Here is a 19,201-nt window from a genome sequence, read left to right as displayed (position 1 = left end):
GGCGGAGCGGATTGCCCGGCGCAAGATTCGGCGCGGCTACCGCCTCTTCGGGCAGGTCGTGAGGTGAGGATCGCTTTTCGGGAGCACGGGAAAAACCTTGCGGGCGCGAAAAAATAGCGCGGAAAAAGTGGGGGGGTTGCAGGTACAAGGGGACGGTTGGGTGAGTTGGTACAAGGGTACGCTTATAATCCGCTTATGCAGAAATTGAGAGCAATTCGCAGTGACTTGTGGAGGCGGGTCGAGAAGGCCCTGCAAATTCTGGCAGAGGGAGTTGCCCTACGGGTTGAGGTGGAGTACCGTTTGGGAATACACGGCGGGGCTTCCAAACGCCTGTTCGATACCCTGATTGCGGAGAGATTTGTCGAGCAGCAGCTTTTGCCAATGAACCGCTTTACTTACGGTGTCGTTCGCCTGACAGAGTTCGGGGCATACTTCACCATGCGGGAGTACGGCATCGCAGTAGCCTCTTCGGAGTGGGATATTCTCACCCAACACCACAACGCCGAAGAATACGCCAATCACGCCTTTGCCATTCTGCTGTTTGCCTACCATGCCCGCAGACGGGGCTGGAAGGTGACCCTGTGCCCGGAGGTGGACAATCCGCTGGTTGAGCCGGATGTGCTGGTGGAGAAAGACAGGGAGCACTGGTACGTGGAGGTTGAGGTTCTGAGAAATCCCCGCAAACGCAAAGACGGGGCGGATAACACCTGGGTGCGCAAGTGGCGCAATCAGTGGGAGTTTCAGAAGCGGGTGGCGGTGTGCACCCTGACGCCGAAAAGACGGGCTGGAATTGTGGCTTACCTGCGGCCACGCTTGCCAGGCATGGCCACCGACCTTGCCACCCTTGCCAGACACCCGGAAAGCGATCTTTGGGTGGAACGGTGGTAATGTGTAATGGTGTATTGACATAATAACTCAATGGTGTTATGCTGGTTGTGGAGGCAAGACATGAAACGCAATCAGCTGATTCTGGACGAGGAAAACGACCGGCGGTTACGGGAGATGGCTTCCCGTGAGGGCAAGAGCCTGTCCGAAGTGATTCGCCAGATACTGGACGAGTACTTTGCCGAACGGGAGCGGAAGGAACGGGAGAGGTCTCTTCAAGCATTGCGGAAGCTGGACAGAATCCGGGAAGAGACCGCCAGATACGGCGTTTACGAGGGCGATCCGGTCAACGAGGCGCGGGAAGAGCGGGATGCCGAGGTGGAGGATGTATGGCGGCAGTGGTCATAGATGCCAACCTGGGGATAGGTTTGGTACGCCAGATGCCCTTCTCGGAGGCTTTCCGGCGGAAGATGGAGCAGTGGATTGGCGACGGGGTGGAAATCGCCGTGCCAGGTTTGTGGGAATACGAGGTGGCGTCTGGTTTGCGCAGGCTGTGGAGCCAGCAAGTCCTCACCCGTGAACAGGCCTTCGGCGGGCTGGAACAGATCATGGCGCTTCACGTGGTGCGTTACCCTGCTGATCCCGGCCTTCTGCTGTCTGCCCTGCGCTGGGCGGAGCGGCTGGAGCAGAGCAAGGCGTATGACTCGCAGTACGTGGCGCTTGCGGAGCAGTACGGGGCGGAGCTGTGGAGCGCCGATAAACGGCTGGTGAATGCACTCAAAGCCCGGGGCGTGACCTGGGCGCACTGGATCGGGGAGGTATCCTAGATGGCTGTGACGACGTGGAACAAAGTGACCTGGAAGGGCCTGCGGCGGGCAGCGTCCAACGTGTTCTGGTTTCCCTTCCGGGCGGCGATGTTCGTGTTTTCGTGGTTTCTGCGCCTGGCGTTCGGTGCAGCTGCCGTGGGACTGGTGGCCGCGATTGCGATGGGGGCGTATTTTTACTTCGTGAAGTCCAACCAGCCTATGGTCATTGACCCGCGCTTTGCGCACTCACTCCCGCCGGAAGGCATGACCTTCCGCGAGTTCTGGCAGGATCGCTTCGCCGGGTGGGAGAAGATTGACGAGCGGGATTACCGCACGGGGAAATCCAAGGCCAAAGCCCACTGCGTGCCCACTCAGAGGGAGCTTTTCCCGCTGGATCAGGTCTTTATCCCCTTCGTGCGGGTGTTTGTGGTGCGCAACTGGCCGGACTCACGCATGGCGCACGAGGCCATCTCCGGCGCGAAAGGTCAGATCGCCCCGGCGGAGCTGTCCTTCGTGGATGCCTGGTGGTGGCAGATCGAGAACGAATCCTGGTGGTACTGGGTGGATCACCAGGCGATCTGCAAACTCCCGCCGCCGAAGCGACCGGCGGCAGTCACTCCCTGACCTTGCAATTTTGTAAGGTGCGGGAAATTACCACTTGCGAACCGAAAAATAACTCTGTAGAATAATCGGCGAGGAACGGGGCATGCGGCTCCGAGGGCACGAGAAGCCCGAAACGTGAGAACGCTGTTTGTATTTAAGCGGCTCTCCCCAGTCAGGGAGAGCCGTTTTTCGTTAACCGGAAGGAGGTTTGAGCATGGAAATTCGCACTTCAACGCTGAAAAAGGGACTCTGGGGGGCGCTGGCAGTGATCATCCTGCTGGGCGGGGGCTGGCTGGCTTACCGCGCCGGACTGGGGGGCAGGGTGGAAGCTGCGCCAACCCCTACCCCGGATGACGGACGGGCGGCGGCCATTGCCGGAGCAAGCGCCTTTCTCTCCCCGGACGTGACCGCTGGCATGGACGCCTGGAAGCAGGCGGTGTGCGCGGTGGCCACCGAAAACGGATGCGCTCTGGTGGAGGTCATGGGTGAGGGCATGTGGGACGGGGTGGTGGCCGGAAAGGTGCGCTCACGCTATGAGGTCACGGCGTCCGAACTGTACCGCGATCTGGGCGGCGGTCAGCAGGTGTGGAAGCTGACCGGTACGATCCACGATCTCAACGATCCCACACAGGACAAAAGCGGCGACCTGCACGTGCTCACGGTGAAGGACGGGGAGGGATGGAAGTTCGATCACATCCTCTTCACGCAGGGCTGGAACAGATCATGGCGCTTCACGTGGTGCGTTACCCTGCTGATCCCGGCCTTCTGCTGTCTGCCCTGCGCTGGGCGGAGCGGCTGGAGCAGAGCAAGGCGTATGACTCGCAGTACGTGGCGCTTGCGGAGCAGTACGGGGCGGAGCTGTGGAGCGCCGATAAACGGCTGGTGAATGCACTCAAAGCCCGGGGCGTGACCTGGGCGCACTGGATCGGGGAGGTATCCTAGATGGCTGTGACGACGTGGAACAAAGTGACCTGGAAGGGCCTGCGGCGGGCAGCGTCCAACGTGTTCTGGTTTCCCTTCCGGGCGGCGATGTTCGTGTTTTCGTGGTTTCTGCGCCTGGCGTTCGGTGCAGCTGCCGTGGGACTGGTGGCCGCGATTGCGATGGGGGCGTATTTTTACTTCGTGAAGTCCAACCAGCCTATGGTCATTGACCCGCGCTTTGCGCACTCACTCCCGCCGGAAGGCATGACCTTCCGCGAGTTCTGGCAGGATCGCTTCGCCGGGTGGGAGAAGATTGACGAGCGGGATTACCGCACGGGGAAATCCAAGGCCAAAGCCCACTGCGTGCCCACTCAGAGGGAGCTTTTCCCGCTGGATCAGGTCTTTATCCCCTTCGTGCGGGTGTTTGTGGTGCGCAACTGGCCGGACTCACGCATGGCGCACGAGGCCATCTCCGGCGCGAAAGGTCAGATCGCCCCGGCGGAGCTGTCCTTCGTGGATGCCTGGTGGTGGCAGATCGAGAACGAATCCTGGTGGTACTGGGTGGATCACCAGGCGATCTGCAAACTCCCGCCGCCGAAGCGACCGGCGGCAGTCACTCCCTGACCTTGCAATTTTGTAAGGTGCGGGAAATTACCACTTGCGAACCGAAAAATAACTCTGTAGAATAATCGGCGAGGAACGGGGCATGCGGCTCCGAGGGCACGAGAAGCCCGAAACGTGAGAACGCTGTTTGTATTTAAGCGGCTCTCCCCAGTCAGGGAGAGCCGTTTTTCGTTAACCGGAAGGAGGTTTGAGCATGGAAATTCGCACTTCAACGCTGAAAAAGGGACTCTGGGGGGCGCTGGCAGTGATCATCCTGCTGGGCGGGGGCTGGCTGGCTTACCGCGCCGGACTGGGGGGCAGGGTGGAAGCTGCGCCAACCCCTACCCCGGATGACGGACGGGCGGCGGCCATTGCCGGAGCAAGCGCCTTTCTCTCCCCGGACGTGACCGCTGGCATGGACGCCTGGAAGCAGGCGGTGTGCGCGGTGGCCACCGAAAACGGATGCGCTCTGGTGGAGGTCATGGGTGAGGGCATGTGGGACGGGGTGGTGGCCGGAAAGGTGCGCTCACGCTATGAGGTCACGGCGTCCGAACTGTACCGCGATCTGGGCGGCGGTCAGCAGGTGTGGAAGCTGACCGGTACGATCCACGATCTCAACGATCCCACACAGGACAAAAGCGGCGACCTGCACGTGCTCACGGTGAAGGACGGGGAGGGATGGAAGTTCGATCACATCCTCTTCACGCAGGAAGTCAAAGCCCTTGACGCCACCCCGGAGGTGCAGCCATGAAAAAGACCGCGCTCACTCTGCTTCTGCTCTTCGCCCTGCTGGTTGCGGGTACACGTGCGGCCATGGCAGGCTGGGAAAGCTTTTTCGATCAGGACGGAAACCTTCTGCCGGAGGTGATCGACCTGGGGGAGCAGAAACGGCAGGCGGACTGGATGCCGCAACTGCCGGACTGGGCCCCGGACTGGGCAGACAGCCTCACCCAGGCCACCTATCACGCCTACGCCCTGCCGAGCGGGGAAACGGTGCTTCTGCCCACCACCAGCACCCTGTTCTTCATGGCGCTCAACCCGAAAGAGTCCGGGCTGATCGGGAGAGAAGGGGAGTTTTTCTCCAGCGTACTGGCGATGAACGTTCAGGGAGCCGGGCAAATCCTGGGAGGCAACGCGACCGGTAAAGACCTGGTCAAGGGCATTTTCGAACTGCTCAATCTCCCCTACACTGACGAACTGGCGGACGCCGCCATCAACGGCGAGGACGCCTGGTCAACGTACTTGAAGAAAGACGCCCAGAACATTTTCGGCATTCTCCGCGATGCCATGACCGCCGACAAGCACAACCTGTACCTGGTGGCGCTGCTGTACGGGAACTGCGAGGCCTCACCGGTGGGCTGTCCGCCGGAACTGCTGGCGGCGATGAACCCGCCCGGCAAGACTCAGGTGGGCTCTCCCTCTGCGCCGCGCTGCCCGGCGCCAAAGGTGACGCAGGGGCAGATCACGGGGGTAGCCAGCAAGACCGCGCCCAACTACGCGCTGGTGACGGGGCAAGACCCGGATAAGCGCGGGGTGGATTTGCAGTTCACCCTCACCATCGCCCCGACCGTGCTGGAGTACTACACGCTGGAGAAGACTTCCAGCAAGCTGTGTATCAGCCCGTCAGGGAGCATTGTGGACACTCCCCCGCCGGTGGAAAAGAACTGCCTGCCCCCCAACCGCTACGAGGAAAAAGAGACCGAAGAGTGCGTTCAGCACACGCGCACCTTCTGCGAACAGGCGCGGGGCATTCGCGCCACGGCAAGCCTGAAGCAGTCCAGCCGGGACTGGATCACCGGCGAACTGGCGGAGTGGTACACCGGGGCGCACCTGATTCAACCCGACTGGCTGTGGAGGCAGGATCAGGGACAGGGCGGGTGCGATGGCTCCAACACCTACCGCTGGACGCTCACCCTGCCCAGAGTGCAGGTGCGCGATCCAGGCTTCTACGGGATGAAGATCACCGGGGAGACGCTGGGCACACCGGTCTCCAGCCCGCGCCTGATCGATCAGCCTGCGGGTGAATTTGACGTGTACCTGATGATGACCTCGCTCATCAAGTAGGGGGCGCATGAACCTGGATATTCTGCTCCGGCCATTCCTCTGGGTGCTCAACGGACTGCTGGCCACGCTCTACCTGCTGGCAGAACACTGGGCGCTGGTGGCCGTTCTCCCCCTGCTGGGCTGTCTTCTGGCCAATACCCACCCATCCCCTGACCCGGAAGGGCAGGCGCGAGTCATGCGCCCTGCCCTTCTCGTGGCCGCAGGGCTGGCGCTGGCGGCGGTGGTGTTCGCTCCCAAACCCGTCCCGTTCCTCATGGCGGGACTGCTGGGGGTGGGGGTGCTGGCCGTGCGCCTGGACGCCTACCGCCCGGATGAAACCCTGTGGAGCCTGATCCAGTCCGTGATCCTCTACGCGCTGGTGGGGCTGGGGGCGCGGGTGCTGACTCTTCTGCTGGAGAACGATGGCGGATTGATCAACGGCGGGGTGAACTACCTCGCGGTGCTGGTGTCTTTCGCCCTCTGGCTCATGCCCCTCACACAGGCGGGAATGCTCATCAAGAACCTGCTGGTGCACGCTCCGGTCGGTGCAGACCCCTACACGGTCATCCGGCGCGCAAGAGAAAGGCGGTAAAGCATGATTCGCATTCTGGACAACGGCATTGACACACAGAACGGACGCTTCAACGCTATCTGGTGTCTGGTAGAGGACAACGGTCAGCAGTACTACCGCGCTTCTGTCCTGCGGGAACTGACCGCCCTCACCGAAGACCCGCAGAACCGGCGCACTTCAGGGGAGGGACTGCTCGGCAAACAGTGGGCGGCCATCACCGGGCTGTACAACGCCGGGGTGAACTTCCTGTACTCCGCCTGCGGGATTTACCAGCCCGAACACGTGGGGGTGGTGCAGTTGTACGGCGCGGCGGCTTCTGCCGCAACGCGCGATCTGGCGATCCAGAAAGCCCTGACCGACTACGCCTCGGTGGAAGCCACCCTTGCCGGGTACGCACAGTCCAGATTGCAGACGCCGGAACTGGACATCATGCGCTGGTACGTGGAGTTTCTTGCCCATGCCCGCAAGCCGCTGGCCCTGCTGGGCTATCCCGATCCGCGCGTGAAGGCGCGCAGTGCGGGCAGGGACGGCGCCATGCCCGAAGAAGCGGATGACCTGGCGCAGGAACAGAACGAAATCCTCTTCCGCGGCCTTTCAAAACTGCGCGAGAACTTTGTCTTCCAGGTGGTGAGCGATCACGTGCCCCGTGTGGAACTGGTGCGCCATCTGGAGCGGGCGGCGCGCATTGCCTCGAACTTTGCTTCCCGGCGCAAGGGGAGCAAGTCCATCGGCTTCAGCGTGGGCCTGCCCATCTTCAACGCCCTGGCGCACGGCTACGGCGGGAGCGGCGGGCAGGGAACGACCCACGCCACCAGCGAAGCCCTCTCCCGACAGCACGGCTGGGGAACCGGGGAGAGCGAAAACTGGTCGCGCTCCGTGACCAACGGCACATCCGTGACCAACGGCACGACCGACACGGTGAGCGGATCGCGTTCGGTCACCACCGGCGAAAGCAACATGACCGGGCATACCGTCTCGCACGCCGAGACCGAATCCAGCGGTTCAGGGACATCGTCCGGCTCTGGCACCAGCTGGGCGCTTTCTCACAACGCCTCGATGAGCACCGGCGTGAACGCCGGGGGCGGGATTGAAGCCGCCCCGCTGAATGTCGGGGCAAAGCTCAACCTGGGGACGAACCAGAGCGTCACCGAAGGCTTTGGGCGCACGGACGGGGGTTCGTCCTTTTCCTCGGTCTCATCCTTCCACTCCCACAGTGAAACCAACGGCACGGCGGATACCACCACGCACACCACCAGCCGGAGCGAGACCGATTCCAGCGGCTGGGCGCACTCCACCATGCACGCCGTGACTTCCATGCGCGCCGAAACGAACAGCCAGGGCGGAGGGCGTTCCGTGTCCCAAAACTGGGGCGAAGGCTACGGGCGCAGTGAAGGGCTGGGAGAGTCGCGCACGCTTGCCGGGGCGGAAACGCTCGGCTCAGGGCTGACCTACGGACTGTCGCCGTCCATCAGCCTCAACCGCACCTACCAGGTGGAGGATGACGTGGCAGAACGCCTGACCGAAATCCTGCGCGGCTTTGAGGGCCTGCTCAACACCGCCACCCACTCCGGGGGGTTCGTGACCAGCGCCTACCTGCTGACCGACACCGACCGCGCGGCCACCGCCGCTTCAGCCCTCATCCCGCAGGCCTTCTACGGGGAGGGGACGCCCACCCCCGTGGTGACCGCCGAACCACCGGCGGAGGAACGGGACACGGTGCTGGACGCGGCCAGGGCCTTCGTGCCCTTCCGCCAGTCCAGCGGAGACCCGCAAGACCCGTTTGACGGGTGGCTCTTCTACCGCTACGCCACCCTCATGCCCGCCGACAAGGTGGCGGCTTATGTGACGCCTGCCGTCCTGCAGGAAGGCACGCTGAAGATCATCGCTCCCATCCCTGACGGCATGGGCTTTTACCCGCGCATGGCCGGGGAAGTGGTGCTGGGACACCAGTACAGTCCCAACACTGCCGACCTGACCACCGCACCGGTCAGGCTGGACAAGTCCCGCCTCATGCACACCATGTTCGCCGGGGATACCGGCTGGGGCAAATCTGTGGCGGCGATGCGCATGGCCTACGAAATGGCGCTGAAGTGGGGGATGCGCGTGGTGATCCTCGACTTCGGCTTTGCCTGGCGTTCCCTGCTCAACGCGCCGGGGCTGGAAGGGCGGGTGGACATCCGCCAGTTACGACCGGACGGGGTGCGTCCTCTGCGCTGGAACCCGCTCCAGATCGGGACGTACATCAACCCGGAGACCCAGCTCAAAGCCTTTGCCGACATCTTCGGCAGTGTGGCACAGCTGGGGCAGAAGCAGCAACAGCACCGCCTGCTGGACGCCGTGCGCACCGTGTACCTGCGCAACGGGGTCATGGTGGATGACCCGGAAGTGCGCGCCGATGCGCACTGGGGGCAGGTGCAGGCGGACGAAGCCGCCGCGCTGGGACTGCTGGAAGGCACGCCGCTGGGAAACCTGACCCCGGACGACCGGCAGCGCCTGGCCGTGTACCGCTCCCGCAAGGTAGGACTGCAAGACCTGTATCAGGAAATCGAACAGCAGTATGACGCGCTCCCGCCGCGCGATCAGGTGGGGCGGGGGGTGCTGGAAGGTATCCTGTGGCGGTTGAAATCGCTCGTTCGCGGCGCACCCTCGGCACAGTTTGCCCCAGGGCCGGACTGCGTGCCGGTGGAAGACCTGGGGCGGCCTGACGGGGTGGTGGTGCTGGAGGGCGGGAAGTTCCTCGACAACTTCGCCAAAGCCTGGCTTCTGGGCTGGGCTGGCTGGATGATCTACTCCGACATGGTGGTGCGGCGTGAACGGCAGATCAACCGGGGAGAAGCCGATCTGTTCATGGTCTTTGAAGAGGCCAACATCATCTTCACCGGACTGGAAGGCGGCAGTGAGACGGAGGGCAAAAGCGCGCCCACCGTGGGCGAGCAGTACAGCAACATGTTCCGCGACAGCCGCAAGTACGGCGCGTTCTTCGGGGTGGTGACGCAAAGCCCAAGCCTCATCCCGCAGGGGATCATCTCATCCTGCAACAACCTGGTGGTGGGCTTCCTGAAGACCCCCAAAGACAAGGACATCGTGCTTTCGGCCATCGCCCGCAGTGAAAAGGGCTTCGTGGATGAACCCTGGCGGCGCTTCCTGTCCGATGAGCACATCGGGATGGTCATCGGGCGCTTCCCGTATGCCCACAGCCGGGAAGCCCAACTGCCCTTTCTGTTCCGCCCGCTCATCCTTGACGTTCCCGAACCAACGGATGAGGAAATTGCCATGAAGCTGGGGAGGATTGCACTGTGAAACCTAAAATCATGCCGTTTCTGTTTCTGATCTTCCTGACGCTGGGGCTGTTTCTGGGACTGCTGGCGGGGGAGAAGTCCAACCCCGCGCCCACCCCCTGGAGGGGGCAGGGCGCACCCACCGCCACACCGCACCCGCAGCTGCTCATGGTGACCGGCACGGCGTGGTGGCAGGGAGACCTGCCCACCCCGGTCAGCCTGCACACGAGCACCCCAACCATGACCCCCACATCCCAACCCTGAGAGGAGAGCATGACGGACGCGGACTTGAAAGAGCAACTGGAAGAAATGGCGCGCCGCTGTAAGGCGGAGTACGTGCTGGTAGTGGTGACGGAAAGAGATGGCGAGCGCGAACGGGTGGTGTACTGCGACCTGCGGGAGTACCGCGATGCGCTGGCCATCTACGATGGACTGACTCAATCTCAACAAGCGAGGTGAAAAAGACATGAAGAAAGTTTTGCCGTTTGTTCTGGCCGCGGTGGTGTTCCTCTTCGCCCTGGCCCTGCTGCGCCCCCCGGCGCAGACGCCGGTGGTAACCGCGGCGGTTGACCTGCCCGCCGGTCACACGCTGACCGAAGGCGATCTGGTGCTGCGCTCCCTGCCGGCAGATGCCCTGCCCAAAGAGGGGGTGATTACCGATCTGGCGCAGGCGGTCGGGCAGACCCTTCAGGTGGAGCGCACCGCCGGAGACGTGATCCTGACCTCTCATCTCGGAGAGAGCCAGGTGGCCCTGAAACCGGATGAGCGCGCCGTGGCCGTGCACGTCACGGACGCGAGCGGCATGGGCGGCGTGCTCCGTCCCGGCGATCTGGTGGGCGTTTCAGCCGTGATCTACCAGCAGGGCATGGGGATTGACTCGGGCGTGTTCAGCAAGACTACGGTTGAGGGTTTGCGCGTGCTCTACGTCCAGCCCTCTTTCGTGGCGGAAGACCCGGCGCAGTCTGCGGTCATTACCCCCGACCCGCAGACCGGATTGGCCATCCAGCGCCAGCGGAGCAAAGAAGGCGTGGTAATCCTTGCCGTGCCGGTGCAGGCGCAGGCGGTGGTGTACGACTTCCAGACCGCCGGAATTGAGGCGACCAATGCGGTGCGCCTGGTGAACGCGGTGGAACTGCTCACGGCACTCGATCAGGCGGACAACGCCAGATTGAGCCTGTACATGCTCCCGAAGGACGCCCAGGCGATGAATACCAGCGGTTTGTGGCTGCCCGAACTGGTGATCCGTCAGGTCACGCCCACCCCGACCGGGACGCCCGTCCCGCTTGCCGGTCAGCCGTAGGAGGGGATCGCTATGGCATGGGGAACCAGTCAGGTTGAGAACGGGGATGCGGTCACACTGCTGCTGGCCGGTGCTCCCGCAAGACTCTCGGTGTGGAGTCAGGCGTTCCAGATGGACAGCCGCTTTCGGGTGGTGACGCTGGCCACCGACCCGCAGGACTTGCAGGCGAAGCTCTCTTACAACCCGGAGGTGATCCTGCTGGACGCGGCGATCTTCAGCGGGCCCGAACCGCTGACCCAATTCCTGACCCGCGTTCAGGGTGCGGCGTACATTGTCCTGCCCGGCGGTGTGCCGGAAGAGGTCATCCGCCCGATCCGCGAGATGACCAGCGTCAAGGGCGTGTTCGTGGGGGATGTCAATATCCCCGATCTATCCGCGCGCATTATGGCGGAAATTACCGCCCTGCGCGCGCAAGCCCCGGCGCTGGCAGGCAGACCGGCATGGCAGCAGGGAACAACCACCATCGGCGGCTTGCGGGTAATCACGGTGTGGAACCGCGCCGGTGGCACGGGCAAAAGCACGGTGGCCACCGCGCTCGCACTGGACGCGGCTCAGCGGGGCTTCAAGACTCTGCTGGTGGGGTTGAGCGCGCCGGATGTGTCCCTGCCCACCTTCCTGAACCTGAAGACCACACCCAACCTCTCCCTGTGGCTCTCCCGCCCGACCTTTGCGGACGGTATCCAGCCTGCGGTGCAGAGCGTGGGCGGGCTGGATGTGCTGGTGGGTTTGCAGGACAGCCTGCGGGAAAAAGACCTGCTCCAGAGACCGGAAGAACAGAGCAGTATCAACAGCCTGGCCATTGCCGCCACCTACGGCGGGTACGCGGTGATCATCTTTGACGCGCCCGTTTCCGGGTGCTACCCTTCGGCGATCTCCGCGAGCAACACCCTGGTGCTGGTGTCCACCCCGACGATTGACCAGGCGGTGATCACGGCAGAAGCCTACCGCGTGGTGTTCCAGAAGCTCGCCGGACAGCACCGCGTGGGGGCGTCCAACGTGTTCGTGGTTTTGAACCGGGGGCGCAACGGTCTTCTGGGCATGAACGAATGGCATGAGGCGGCGCGCACCTTTGCGCAATCCGCCGGGGTGCAGGGCTTCCCGCCGGTCACGGCGGTCATCCCTGAAATTCCAGAGGTGGCGGTGACGGCGAACGCCGGTCGCAGTGTGCTCACGGCGGGAGAGGCGTTTGCCCGCCCGATCCACAAACTGGGCGATCTGCTCTTCGGGCAGAAGACGAGCGATAACGGCTTCCGCAGTGATGCGGGGGTGGTGAAGCTCGGCCCGATCCGCATTCGCAAGGGGTAGCACATGGAAACGATCCGGGATGGGTACCGCATCCGCGTGGAAGGCAATACCGTGACCGTGATGACCGCTTCAGGGTTGCGGCGGGTGCTCCGACCTGGAATCACGGTGACCCCTTACGGTGACGCTTTCCTGCTGGATGAGACCGGGCAGGTGTTTTATCGCAAATACGGAGAGTCAACATGGCATGGGATTTCTTTCAGCAGACAACCCTGACCACTGAAGAGCAGGAAGGCGTGGTGCAGGACGCCGCCGAGGAACTGGCGGGCGGTCTCACCTTCCGGCAGATGGTGGACGTGGACACCCTCAACCAGCGCGCGGTGGGCGCGGTGGGTGAAGTGCTGGCCAGGCGCAGGCTGGATGTTCCCCGCGACCAGATGCTCTCCCTTGCCGAAAAGGTAGTGGGACGGGTCAACGGGCTGGGGGCGCTGCTCCCGCTTCTGCGGCGGGATGACCTTTCGGAGATCACCATCACCCCGGAGGGCAGGGTGTTCGTGCTGAAAAAGGGCGCGGTGAATTTCGCGCCGGTGGAGGACATGCGCCTGGAACCTCAGGAATGCGGGCGCATGGTGGAAGCCCTCTTGCGACCGACAGGGCGCGGTATTTCAGAGGCGACCCCAACGGTCTCCGCCAAACTCCCCCGCATTGAGAGCCTGCCCGGACTGAAAGGCGGGGCGCGGGTGCACGTGCTCCACCCGGCCATCGTTCCCTCACGGGCAGGCATGTACTCGGTGAATATTCGCCTGTTTGAACCCGCGCCGGTCAAGCCGGAGAAGCTCGTCCAGTGGGGAGTGGCCCCGGAGAACGTCATCGCCGATCTGCTCTCTGCCGTGTCCAGGGGCGTGCGCATGCTGGTGATCGGCGGCACGGCTTCAGGCAAGACGACCTTCCTCTCGGCGATGTGCAACGCCATCCCGAAGGATGCGCGGGTGGTGAAAATCGAAGACCCGGAGGAAATCTGGATGGATCACCCGCACGTGGTGACGATTGAAGCGCGCAAAGCCCCGCTGGGATCAACCAGCGTGCAGGACTACACCCTGCGGCACGGTGTGGACGATGCGATGCGCATGTCTCCCAAATGGCTGATCGTGGGTGAGGTGCGCACGGGAGACGCGGCGGCGGCGCTGTTCAGGGCGCAGATGAGCGATCACCCCGGCCTTTCCACCTTCCACGCCGAAGGCCCGGAGGCGATGGTCAGCCGCATGGCGCTGATCATGGGCGTGGACGCCAAAATCGAGCGCATGAACGCCAAGGAACTGATCGCTCAGGGCATTGAGGTGCTGGTGCAGGTGGGCGTCCCGCGCAGCGGTGACCGGCGGCGGCTGATCGGCGTGTGGGAGATTCAGCCCGAACTGAAGGGCGGAAATGTGACTTTTGAGCCGCTGTACGCTTACGGCGAGCAGAACATGAAAACCATACACAGGAGGTAGAGGAATGGAGGAGAAAAATGTTCTGGTTGGATGAACGAATCGAGGAACGTCTCCGCAAGAAACTGGAGAATTTCTACACGATGTCTTTTTGCTCACACTGTGAAATGATGTTCCCGATGGCCGAATTCGTGGTGGTGCCGCGGTGTCCGCACTGTAAAAGCGATGCTCAAACCAGTATCCTGTACACGGATGAGGATCTGGCGAAAGTGATGCCTGTCCACTTCAGCAAGCTTGCCAGGCTTCAGAACGAATTCATGAGCCGCATAGTCGGCAATCCCATCGAGATGATGAAATTGAGAGTCCTCAGCGGCGGTCAGCGTTCGATGAACGAACTGCTGGAGGATTACCTGATCAATGTGATGGCCACCCCCGGTGAGTGGGTGCTGAAGCTGAAAGAGGAGTAAGCAGGTATGGAAGCGGCGGCAATCTTACGGCAGGCAGCGCCGCTGATCGGCGCGGGAGCGGCGGCATTCATCGCCTACCGGCTGGGGGTGGGGCTGTCTTCCGCCCGCGGCGCGGCGTCCGGGCGGGTGGCGGCGCTGGTGGGAGTGGTCAGCGAGGAACAGAAGGCGGCCTTCGGCAGTGAAGAACACCGCCTGCGGCTGGCGTTCCGCAAGCTGGGGCTGAATGTGGCCGGTCGCGAGAAGACCGCGCTCACCCTGGCGCGCCTTCTGGCGGGCTTTGGCGTGTTTCTGGCCATCCGCGCCCTGCTGGGTCTGCCCCTGCTGGTCAGCCTGGTGGGTTTTGCCGGAGGGTGGATCGTGGTCAACGGCATGGTGAACGGCGCATGGGCGGAGGTGAAGCAGCAGATCGAGGCGGAGATACCGCAGTTTCTCACCGGTCTGTCTTCCACCGTGCAGGTCACGCCCAACGTCCTGCAGGCCGTGGAGGACGAACTGCGCACCCTGCGGGCAGGCGGCGCTCTGCAAACCTGGCTGCGGGATGAGTTCCTGCCGCGCTGTCAGCGGGAAGGCTTCGATGCCCTGGACGGGCTGACCCGTGAAGCCTTCGGGCTTTCGTCCAGCCTGGGGGTGATCGTGTTCCTCATCGGGCGGCTGTGGAAGACCGGCGGGAAGGAGTGGGAGAGCGCCTTCGAGATGGCCACGCGCAATCTGGAAGGCGTGCTGGATGCGCGCATTCTGGGGCAGGCGACCGGCAAGAGCGCGAAAAACTCGGTCAAGCTGATTGCCGGGATCACCGCGCTGGTGATGGTGATGATCCTGCGCAACGGCGCCCTGCAGGGGGCAGTGCAGATGCCCCTGGTGCAGATCGCCTACGTGGTCATCGTGCTGATGATGCTCTTCGGCTGGAATTTCATGAACAAACTGATCGATGAGGCGTTTTGAGATGGACGCATACCAGGTACGGCAAATTCTGGCGCTGGTGGTTTCCCTTGCGGCGGCCTTTCTGGCCTACCGCACGGCGAAATCGCTGAAATTCGAGCGTGGCGCGGCGGCGCGGGTGAGCGGAATGCTCAACGCCAATGACCAGTCCGCTTTCGACCGCTACGGGGAGAAGTACATCAAGACCCGCCCGGTGTCCCTTGCGGACAACCTGAAGATGGCGCAGCTGGGCGGCAAGTACGCCGGTTGGACGGTGGGCGGGGTGATCGCCCGGAGCGCCGTGTACGGCGCGGCGGCGCTGGCTTACCTGCTCATCGTGCGTCCTGCTCCGCTCTTCTGGCTCATTCTCCCTCTGGCGGTGGTGTATCCGCTGGTGCGGGTGCGCGGGGCGGCAAGCGACACCCGTGCAGAGATTCAGCGCCTCATGCCCGAAACGGCCACGGCTCTGGCGGCGGAGATGTCCGCCGGAGCAAGCCCGGAGCAGACTCTCTCCCGTGCGGCAGAGATACCAGGGCCGCTGGGCAAAATCCTCAAAGAGGCGCTGTCCGAGTCATCCCGCAGTGGACGACCGGCTTTCACCACCGGCACGGCTGAAGGGGTGGTGCTGGAAGTGCTGGGGCGCTACAACCTGCCGGTACTGCTCCGCTTCGGGGTGCAGTTAGACCAGGTGGCGGGGAAGGGCGTGGAGGGACCGCGGGTGATGAGCGAGGTGGCAAGGGGCTTTGCGCGGGAGTACCGCGCGCACGTGCAGATGGCGGCGGCAAGCCTGGACAACCAGCTGCTTGCCCCGATGACGCTCTTTTTCTTCCTGCCCTTCATCGCGGCCATCATGCTCCCGCTCTTGCTGAGTCTGTTCAGTGCGTTTTAGGGAGAGCAGAGGATGAAACGCTGGAAAGCCGGGGACTGGATAGGTGCAGTGGTGTTTGCCCTGCTGCTGGGGGTGCGCCTGGCGCAGGTGGCGCAGGGGCAGATCATGGCCGTGCCGCTGGCATGTCAGGCGGGGCTGGCGGCCTTCCTCATGCTGGCGCGCAGGCCGGAGCAGGGCGGCGTCTTCTGGACGCGCAAACTTACCGCATGGCTGGCGGCTCTGCTCCCGTTTGGCCTTCAGGCCGGAGAGAGCACAAACTTCTGGCTGGGGGTTTCCCTGCTGGGGGTGGGCTTCTCCCTGTGGGGGCTGGTCTCGCTGGGGCGCAGTTTCGGCATTGCTCCAGCACTCCGCGGGCTGATCACCGGCGGGGCATACCGCCTGGTGCGCCACCCGATGTACGCCGGGGAACTGCTCTCTTACGCGGCGGTCACGGCAGGGCATTTCAGGCTGTGGAACCTGGCGCTGACCGGCGCGCTTCTCGCGCTTTTCGTGCTGCGCATTGAGTGGGAAGAAGAACTGCTGGAGGAAAGCACGGATTACGCGGAGTATGCCCGGCAGGTGCGCTGGCGCATGATTCCAGGAGTGTGGTGAGATGGACGCACGGATTGCCCTGGCTATCAGCCTGGCGGTACTGGTCATCATTGTGAGTCTCTGGCTGACGCGCTGGCGCATGGAGGGTTGAGATGGCGGTATGGCTGGTGAGCGGTCTGGCGGTGGTGCTCATGGAAGCCGCGGGGCGGCTGGCAGGATTGGGGCTGGTCTGGCCGCGGCTTCTGGAAGGGCTGGGTTTTGCGTTGATCTGGGTTCTGATGTTTCGACACAGGCGGGAGGAAAAGGCATGAAAGGGAAGTTCTGGATCGCGGGGGTCGTGATCGCCCTGCTGGTGACGGCAACGGTGGTGTGGGCGGCCTACACCGGCCCGATCCGTCCCCGGCAGGTGTGGGTGGCCACCGGTCAATGGGTGCGCACGATCTACCGCAACAACCCCTGGCAGCGTGAATGTCAGTGCGGGATGAGCGGTCCCGGAGAACGCTGCGGGGACAACGATTACAACTGCTTCTGCGGTCAGTCGCCGTACAACAACAGCAGTCTCTACACCTGCTACGAAGACCCGGTGCAGCAGCTGGTTACCCACAACCCGGCCACGGCGAGCGGGAGTTTTGCCTGCGGCACAACGGGAAACAGCGGCTGGTGCCGGGCTACCCCGCGGCTGAACGTGTCCGGGAATGAGCCGGTCAGCGGGTATGTCATTCAACGCATGGAGGGCAATTACGATGGCTCGAACAACGCCGCCGTGTCCTGCTCCGGTTCGTCCTGTTCCTTCACCCCGCCGGAAGGAACGGGGACGTTCTGGTACTGGGCGGTCTCCAGCTACGGCGACACGTCCGCCAAAGGGAGCATGGCCTACAAAGTGGATACGGTCTCCCCGACTGTGTCCCTTGCCCCTGCGGGAACGTCCGGGAACAACGGCTGGTACCGGTCGCCGGTCACGGTGAATGCTTCGGCGTCTGACGCCACCAGCGGTCTGGCCACCCTCACCCTGTCCTGCGGCTCCAACCCCTGCACGGTCTCGGCAGAGGGCACGACGACCGTGACCGCCACCGCCGCGGACGTGGCGGGAAATACGGCCAGCCAGAACCTGACCGTGCGGGTGGACACCGTTCCACCCACCCCCCTGATCACCCTCTCCGGCACGTCCGGGAAGAACGGCTGGTACACCTCATCCGTGACCGCCACAGCGGGAGGGAATGATGCCACGTCCGGCGTGGCCAGCGCCGAAGTGCAGCTGGACGGGGGCGGCTGGGGAAGCACGGCGCAGGTCGGGGAAGGGGTGCACACCCTGACCTTCCGGGCGGCGGATGTGGCCGGGAACGCCAGCGGGGAGCAGAGCCAGGTGGTGCGGGTGGATACTACTCCGCCCGCGGTGGCCGTCCTTCTGCCCGTTCCCGATGGAAACAACGGCTGGTACCGGTCTTCGGTGAGGGTAAACGGGGATGCGTCCGACACAGGGAGCGGGATGGCCGATCTGCGTGGCCAGGTGAATCACGGCGGATGGCAGAGTCTTCCGTTCTCGCTCGACAGCGACGGGGTGTATCAGGTGACGCTGGAGGGGGAGGACGTGGCCGGAAACACACGGCAGCGCAGTGCAGAGGTGAAGCTGGACAGCCAGCCGCCCGCGCTCTCTGCCGGGCTTTCCGGGACGCCTGGAAACAACGGCTGGTACGTGTCAGAGGTACAGGCGTCTCCCACGGCCAGCGATCTGCTCTCCGGGATGGCCAGCGCCAGATGGCGGGCAGACGGGGGAAGCTGGATGAGCACCCCCCTTCTGCTCACGGACGGGGTGCACGTGCTGGAACTGGAGGGGGAGGACGTGGCCGGGAACAGCGCCAACCTGCAACAGGTAGTGCGGGTGGACACCACCCCGCCGCAAACGGCCTTCGCGGTGAGCGGCAAAGAGGGACGGAATGGCTGGTACCGGTCTCCGGCGGCGGTAGCGGTGCAGGCGGTGGACGCCACCAGCGGGGTGGATCAGGTGGTGCTGGAGGTGAACGGCGCGGCCACGAATGAGACACAGACCACGCTGGAGGACGGGGTTTATCAGGTGTCGGCGTACAGTGTGGATGCCGCCGGGCTGGTTTCGGAGACCGCCACGCTGACGGTGCAGGTGGACACCACCCCGCCGCAGGCCGCCTTCGGAGGCTTCCCGGATCGCCTTTCCCGCACGGTGGAACTGACCGGAAGCGCCGCGGATGGTACCAGCGGTCTCCAGGCGGTGGAGCTTTCCCTGGACGGCGGGCGCACCTGGGAGGCGCTCACGGTGGTGAACGGGGAGTGGAGCACGACCTGGGACACGACCGCCGCGCTGGGAGGAAACCACACCCTTCTGCTGCGGGTGGTGGACGCGGCGGGCAACGAGACGGTGGTCAGCCGCACCGTTCTGGTGGCCAACCGCGCACCCTCGGCGTGGGTGACGGCAAAGTGGTCAGTGTGGGAGAGCGGGCAGGTGGACGTGAACGCCGGAGACCTGCCGGTGAAGAGGGTGTGTATCACCATCCGCGACCCGCAGGACCGCTGGCCGGAGGTGGAAAACTGCTATGACTCGCTCCAGGACGTGCCGCGGGAGGTGAAATGGGATCGCCGCTTTGCGGACGGGACGCGCGCCCCAGCAGGCAGTTATGAGGTGCGGGTGGAAATTACCGACATCCTCGGACAGAGCGACGTGGCGATAGGGGAGATCGTGGTACCGCTTCTGGCTGTTCTTCTGCCTCAGTCTGAAGCCACTCCCACCCCCACGGCCACCCCCACCC

At 63.8% G+C, this 19,201-nt stretch carries 22 protein-coding genes; all 22 read left to right on the top strand.

The genetic code is table 11. From position 1 onward, the window contains the following. Positions 1-195: 195 nt before the first annotated feature. Positions 196-888: a hypothetical protein gene (locus ATHL_RS04965; RefSeq protein WP_062190402.1), complete on the top strand. Its 693-nt coding sequence runs from the start codon at positions 196-198 to the stop codon at positions 886-888. 60 nt (positions 889-948) lie between these two features. Beyond that, positions 949-1,233 carry a ribbon-helix-helix protein, CopG family gene (locus tag ATHL_RS04960; protein ID WP_062190400.1) on the top strand — a complete coding sequence of 95 codons (285 nt, stop codon included), beginning with the start codon at positions 949-951 and terminating at the stop codon, positions 1,231-1,233. Further along, complete coding sequence (locus ATHL_RS04955; RefSeq protein ID WP_062190398.1) at positions 1,215-1,652, top strand: type II toxin-antitoxin system VapC family toxin; 438 nt, start codon at positions 1,215-1,217, stop codon at positions 1,650-1,652. The genes ATHL_RS04960 and ATHL_RS04955 overlap by 19 nt, the downstream gene beginning before the upstream one ends. Continuing rightward, a complete protein-coding gene (locus ATHL_RS04950) occupies positions 1,653-2,255 on the top strand; it encodes a hypothetical protein (protein ID WP_062190394.1) in 603 nt (200 codons plus the stop codon). A gap of 193 nt (positions 2,256-2,448) precedes the next feature. Then, positions 2,449-3,120 carry a hypothetical protein gene (locus ATHL_RS04945; protein ID WP_062190396.1) on the top strand — a complete coding sequence of 224 codons (672 nt, stop codon included), beginning with the start codon at positions 2,449-2,451 and terminating at the stop codon, positions 3,118-3,120. A 56-nt stretch (positions 3,121-3,176) separates the two neighbouring features. Next, complete coding sequence (locus tag ATHL_RS04940) at positions 3,177-3,779, top strand: hypothetical protein (protein ID WP_062190394.1); 603 nt, start codon at positions 3,177-3,179, stop codon at positions 3,777-3,779. 193 nt (positions 3,780-3,972) lie between these two features. Then, positions 3,973-4,509, top strand: coding sequence for a hypothetical protein (locus ATHL_RS04935; protein WP_062190392.1), 537 nt, complete (start codon positions 3,973-3,975; stop codon positions 4,507-4,509). Then, positions 4,506-5,822 (top strand): hypothetical protein, encoded by a 1,317-nt coding sequence (locus tag ATHL_RS04930; RefSeq protein WP_062190390.1) that lies wholly within the window; start codon positions 4,506-4,508, stop codon positions 5,820-5,822. The genes ATHL_RS04935 and ATHL_RS04930 overlap by 4 nt, the downstream gene beginning before the upstream one ends. A gap of 7 nt (positions 5,823-5,829) precedes the next feature. Next, positions 5,830-6,393 carry a hypothetical protein gene (locus tag ATHL_RS04925; protein WP_062190387.1) on the top strand — a complete coding sequence of 188 codons (564 nt, stop codon included), beginning with the start codon at positions 5,830-5,832 and terminating at the stop codon, positions 6,391-6,393. Between the two features lie 3 nt (positions 6,394-6,396). Beyond that, the gene (locus tag ATHL_RS04920; protein ID WP_062190385.1) at positions 6,397-9,672 is read left to right on the top strand and encodes a serine-rich protein; all 3,276 of its coding nucleotides are present in this window, start codon (positions 6,397-6,399) and stop codon (positions 9,670-9,672) included. Next, positions 9,669-9,914, top strand: coding sequence for a hypothetical protein (locus ATHL_RS04915; RefSeq protein WP_062190383.1), 246 nt, complete (start codon positions 9,669-9,671; stop codon positions 9,912-9,914). Before ATHL_RS04920 ends, ATHL_RS04915 begins: the two co-directional genes overlap by 4 nt. A gap of 9 nt (positions 9,915-9,923) precedes the next feature. Next, positions 9,924-10,109: a hypothetical protein gene (locus tag ATHL_RS04910; RefSeq protein ID WP_062190381.1), complete on the top strand. Its 186-nt coding sequence runs from the start codon at positions 9,924-9,926 to the stop codon at positions 10,107-10,109. A gap of 7 nt (positions 10,110-10,116) precedes the next feature. After that, complete coding sequence (gene cpaB / locus ATHL_RS04905; RefSeq protein ID WP_062190379.1) at positions 10,117-10,950, top strand: Flp pilus assembly protein CpaB; 834 nt, start codon at positions 10,117-10,119, stop codon at positions 10,948-10,950. A gap of 12 nt (positions 10,951-10,962) precedes the next feature. After that, the gene (locus ATHL_RS04900; RefSeq protein WP_062190376.1) at positions 10,963-12,255 is read left to right on the top strand and encodes a nucleotide-binding protein; all 1,293 of its coding nucleotides are present in this window, start codon (positions 10,963-10,965) and stop codon (positions 12,253-12,255) included. Positions 12,256-12,258: 3 nt separating this feature from the next. Further along, a complete protein-coding gene (locus tag ATHL_RS04895) occupies positions 12,259-12,468 on the top strand; it encodes a hypothetical protein (RefSeq protein WP_062190374.1) in 210 nt (69 codons plus the stop codon). Continuing rightward, positions 12,435-13,682, top strand: coding sequence for a type II/IV secretion system ATPase subunit (locus ATHL_RS04890; protein ID WP_062190372.1), 1,248 nt, complete (start codon positions 12,435-12,437; stop codon positions 13,680-13,682). The genes ATHL_RS04895 and ATHL_RS04890 overlap by 34 nt, the downstream gene beginning before the upstream one ends. Before the next feature lie 17 nt (positions 13,683-13,699). After that, positions 13,700-14,086: a hypothetical protein gene (locus tag ATHL_RS04885; protein WP_062190370.1), complete on the top strand. Its 387-nt coding sequence runs from the start codon at positions 13,700-13,702 to the stop codon at positions 14,084-14,086. 6 nt (positions 14,087-14,092) lie between these two features. Beyond that, positions 14,093-15,028, top strand: a complete 936-nt coding sequence (locus ATHL_RS04880; RefSeq protein ID WP_062190368.1) for a hypothetical protein — start codon at positions 14,093-14,095, stop codon at positions 15,026-15,028. Between the two features lies 1 nt (position 15,029). Then, the gene (locus ATHL_RS04875) at positions 15,030-15,893 is read left to right on the top strand and encodes a type II secretion system F family protein (protein WP_062190366.1); all 864 of its coding nucleotides are present in this window, start codon (positions 15,030-15,032) and stop codon (positions 15,891-15,893) included. 12 nt (positions 15,894-15,905) lie between these two features. Continuing rightward, positions 15,906-16,484, top strand: coding sequence for a methyltransferase family protein (locus ATHL_RS04870; protein ID WP_062190361.1), 579 nt, complete (start codon positions 15,906-15,908; stop codon positions 16,482-16,484). Positions 16,485-16,576: 92 nt separating this feature from the next. Continuing rightward, positions 16,577-16,735 carry a hypothetical protein gene (locus ATHL_RS18785; protein WP_162787586.1) on the top strand — a complete coding sequence of 53 codons (159 nt, stop codon included), beginning with the start codon at positions 16,577-16,579 and terminating at the stop codon, positions 16,733-16,735. A gap of 41 nt (positions 16,736-16,776) precedes the next feature. After that, positions 16,777-19,201: OmpL47-type beta-barrel domain-containing protein (locus ATHL_RS04865; RefSeq protein WP_201797937.1), on the top strand; the 2,425-nt coding region annotated here is incomplete at its 3' end.

It is taken from the genome of Anaerolinea thermolimosa, assembly GCF_001050195.2.
In the GTDB taxonomy this organism is placed as follows: domain Bacteria; phylum Chloroflexota; class Anaerolineae; order Anaerolineales; family Anaerolineaceae; genus Anaerolinea; species Anaerolinea thermolimosa.
This window is presented reverse-complemented; position numbering and strand designations above follow the sequence as displayed.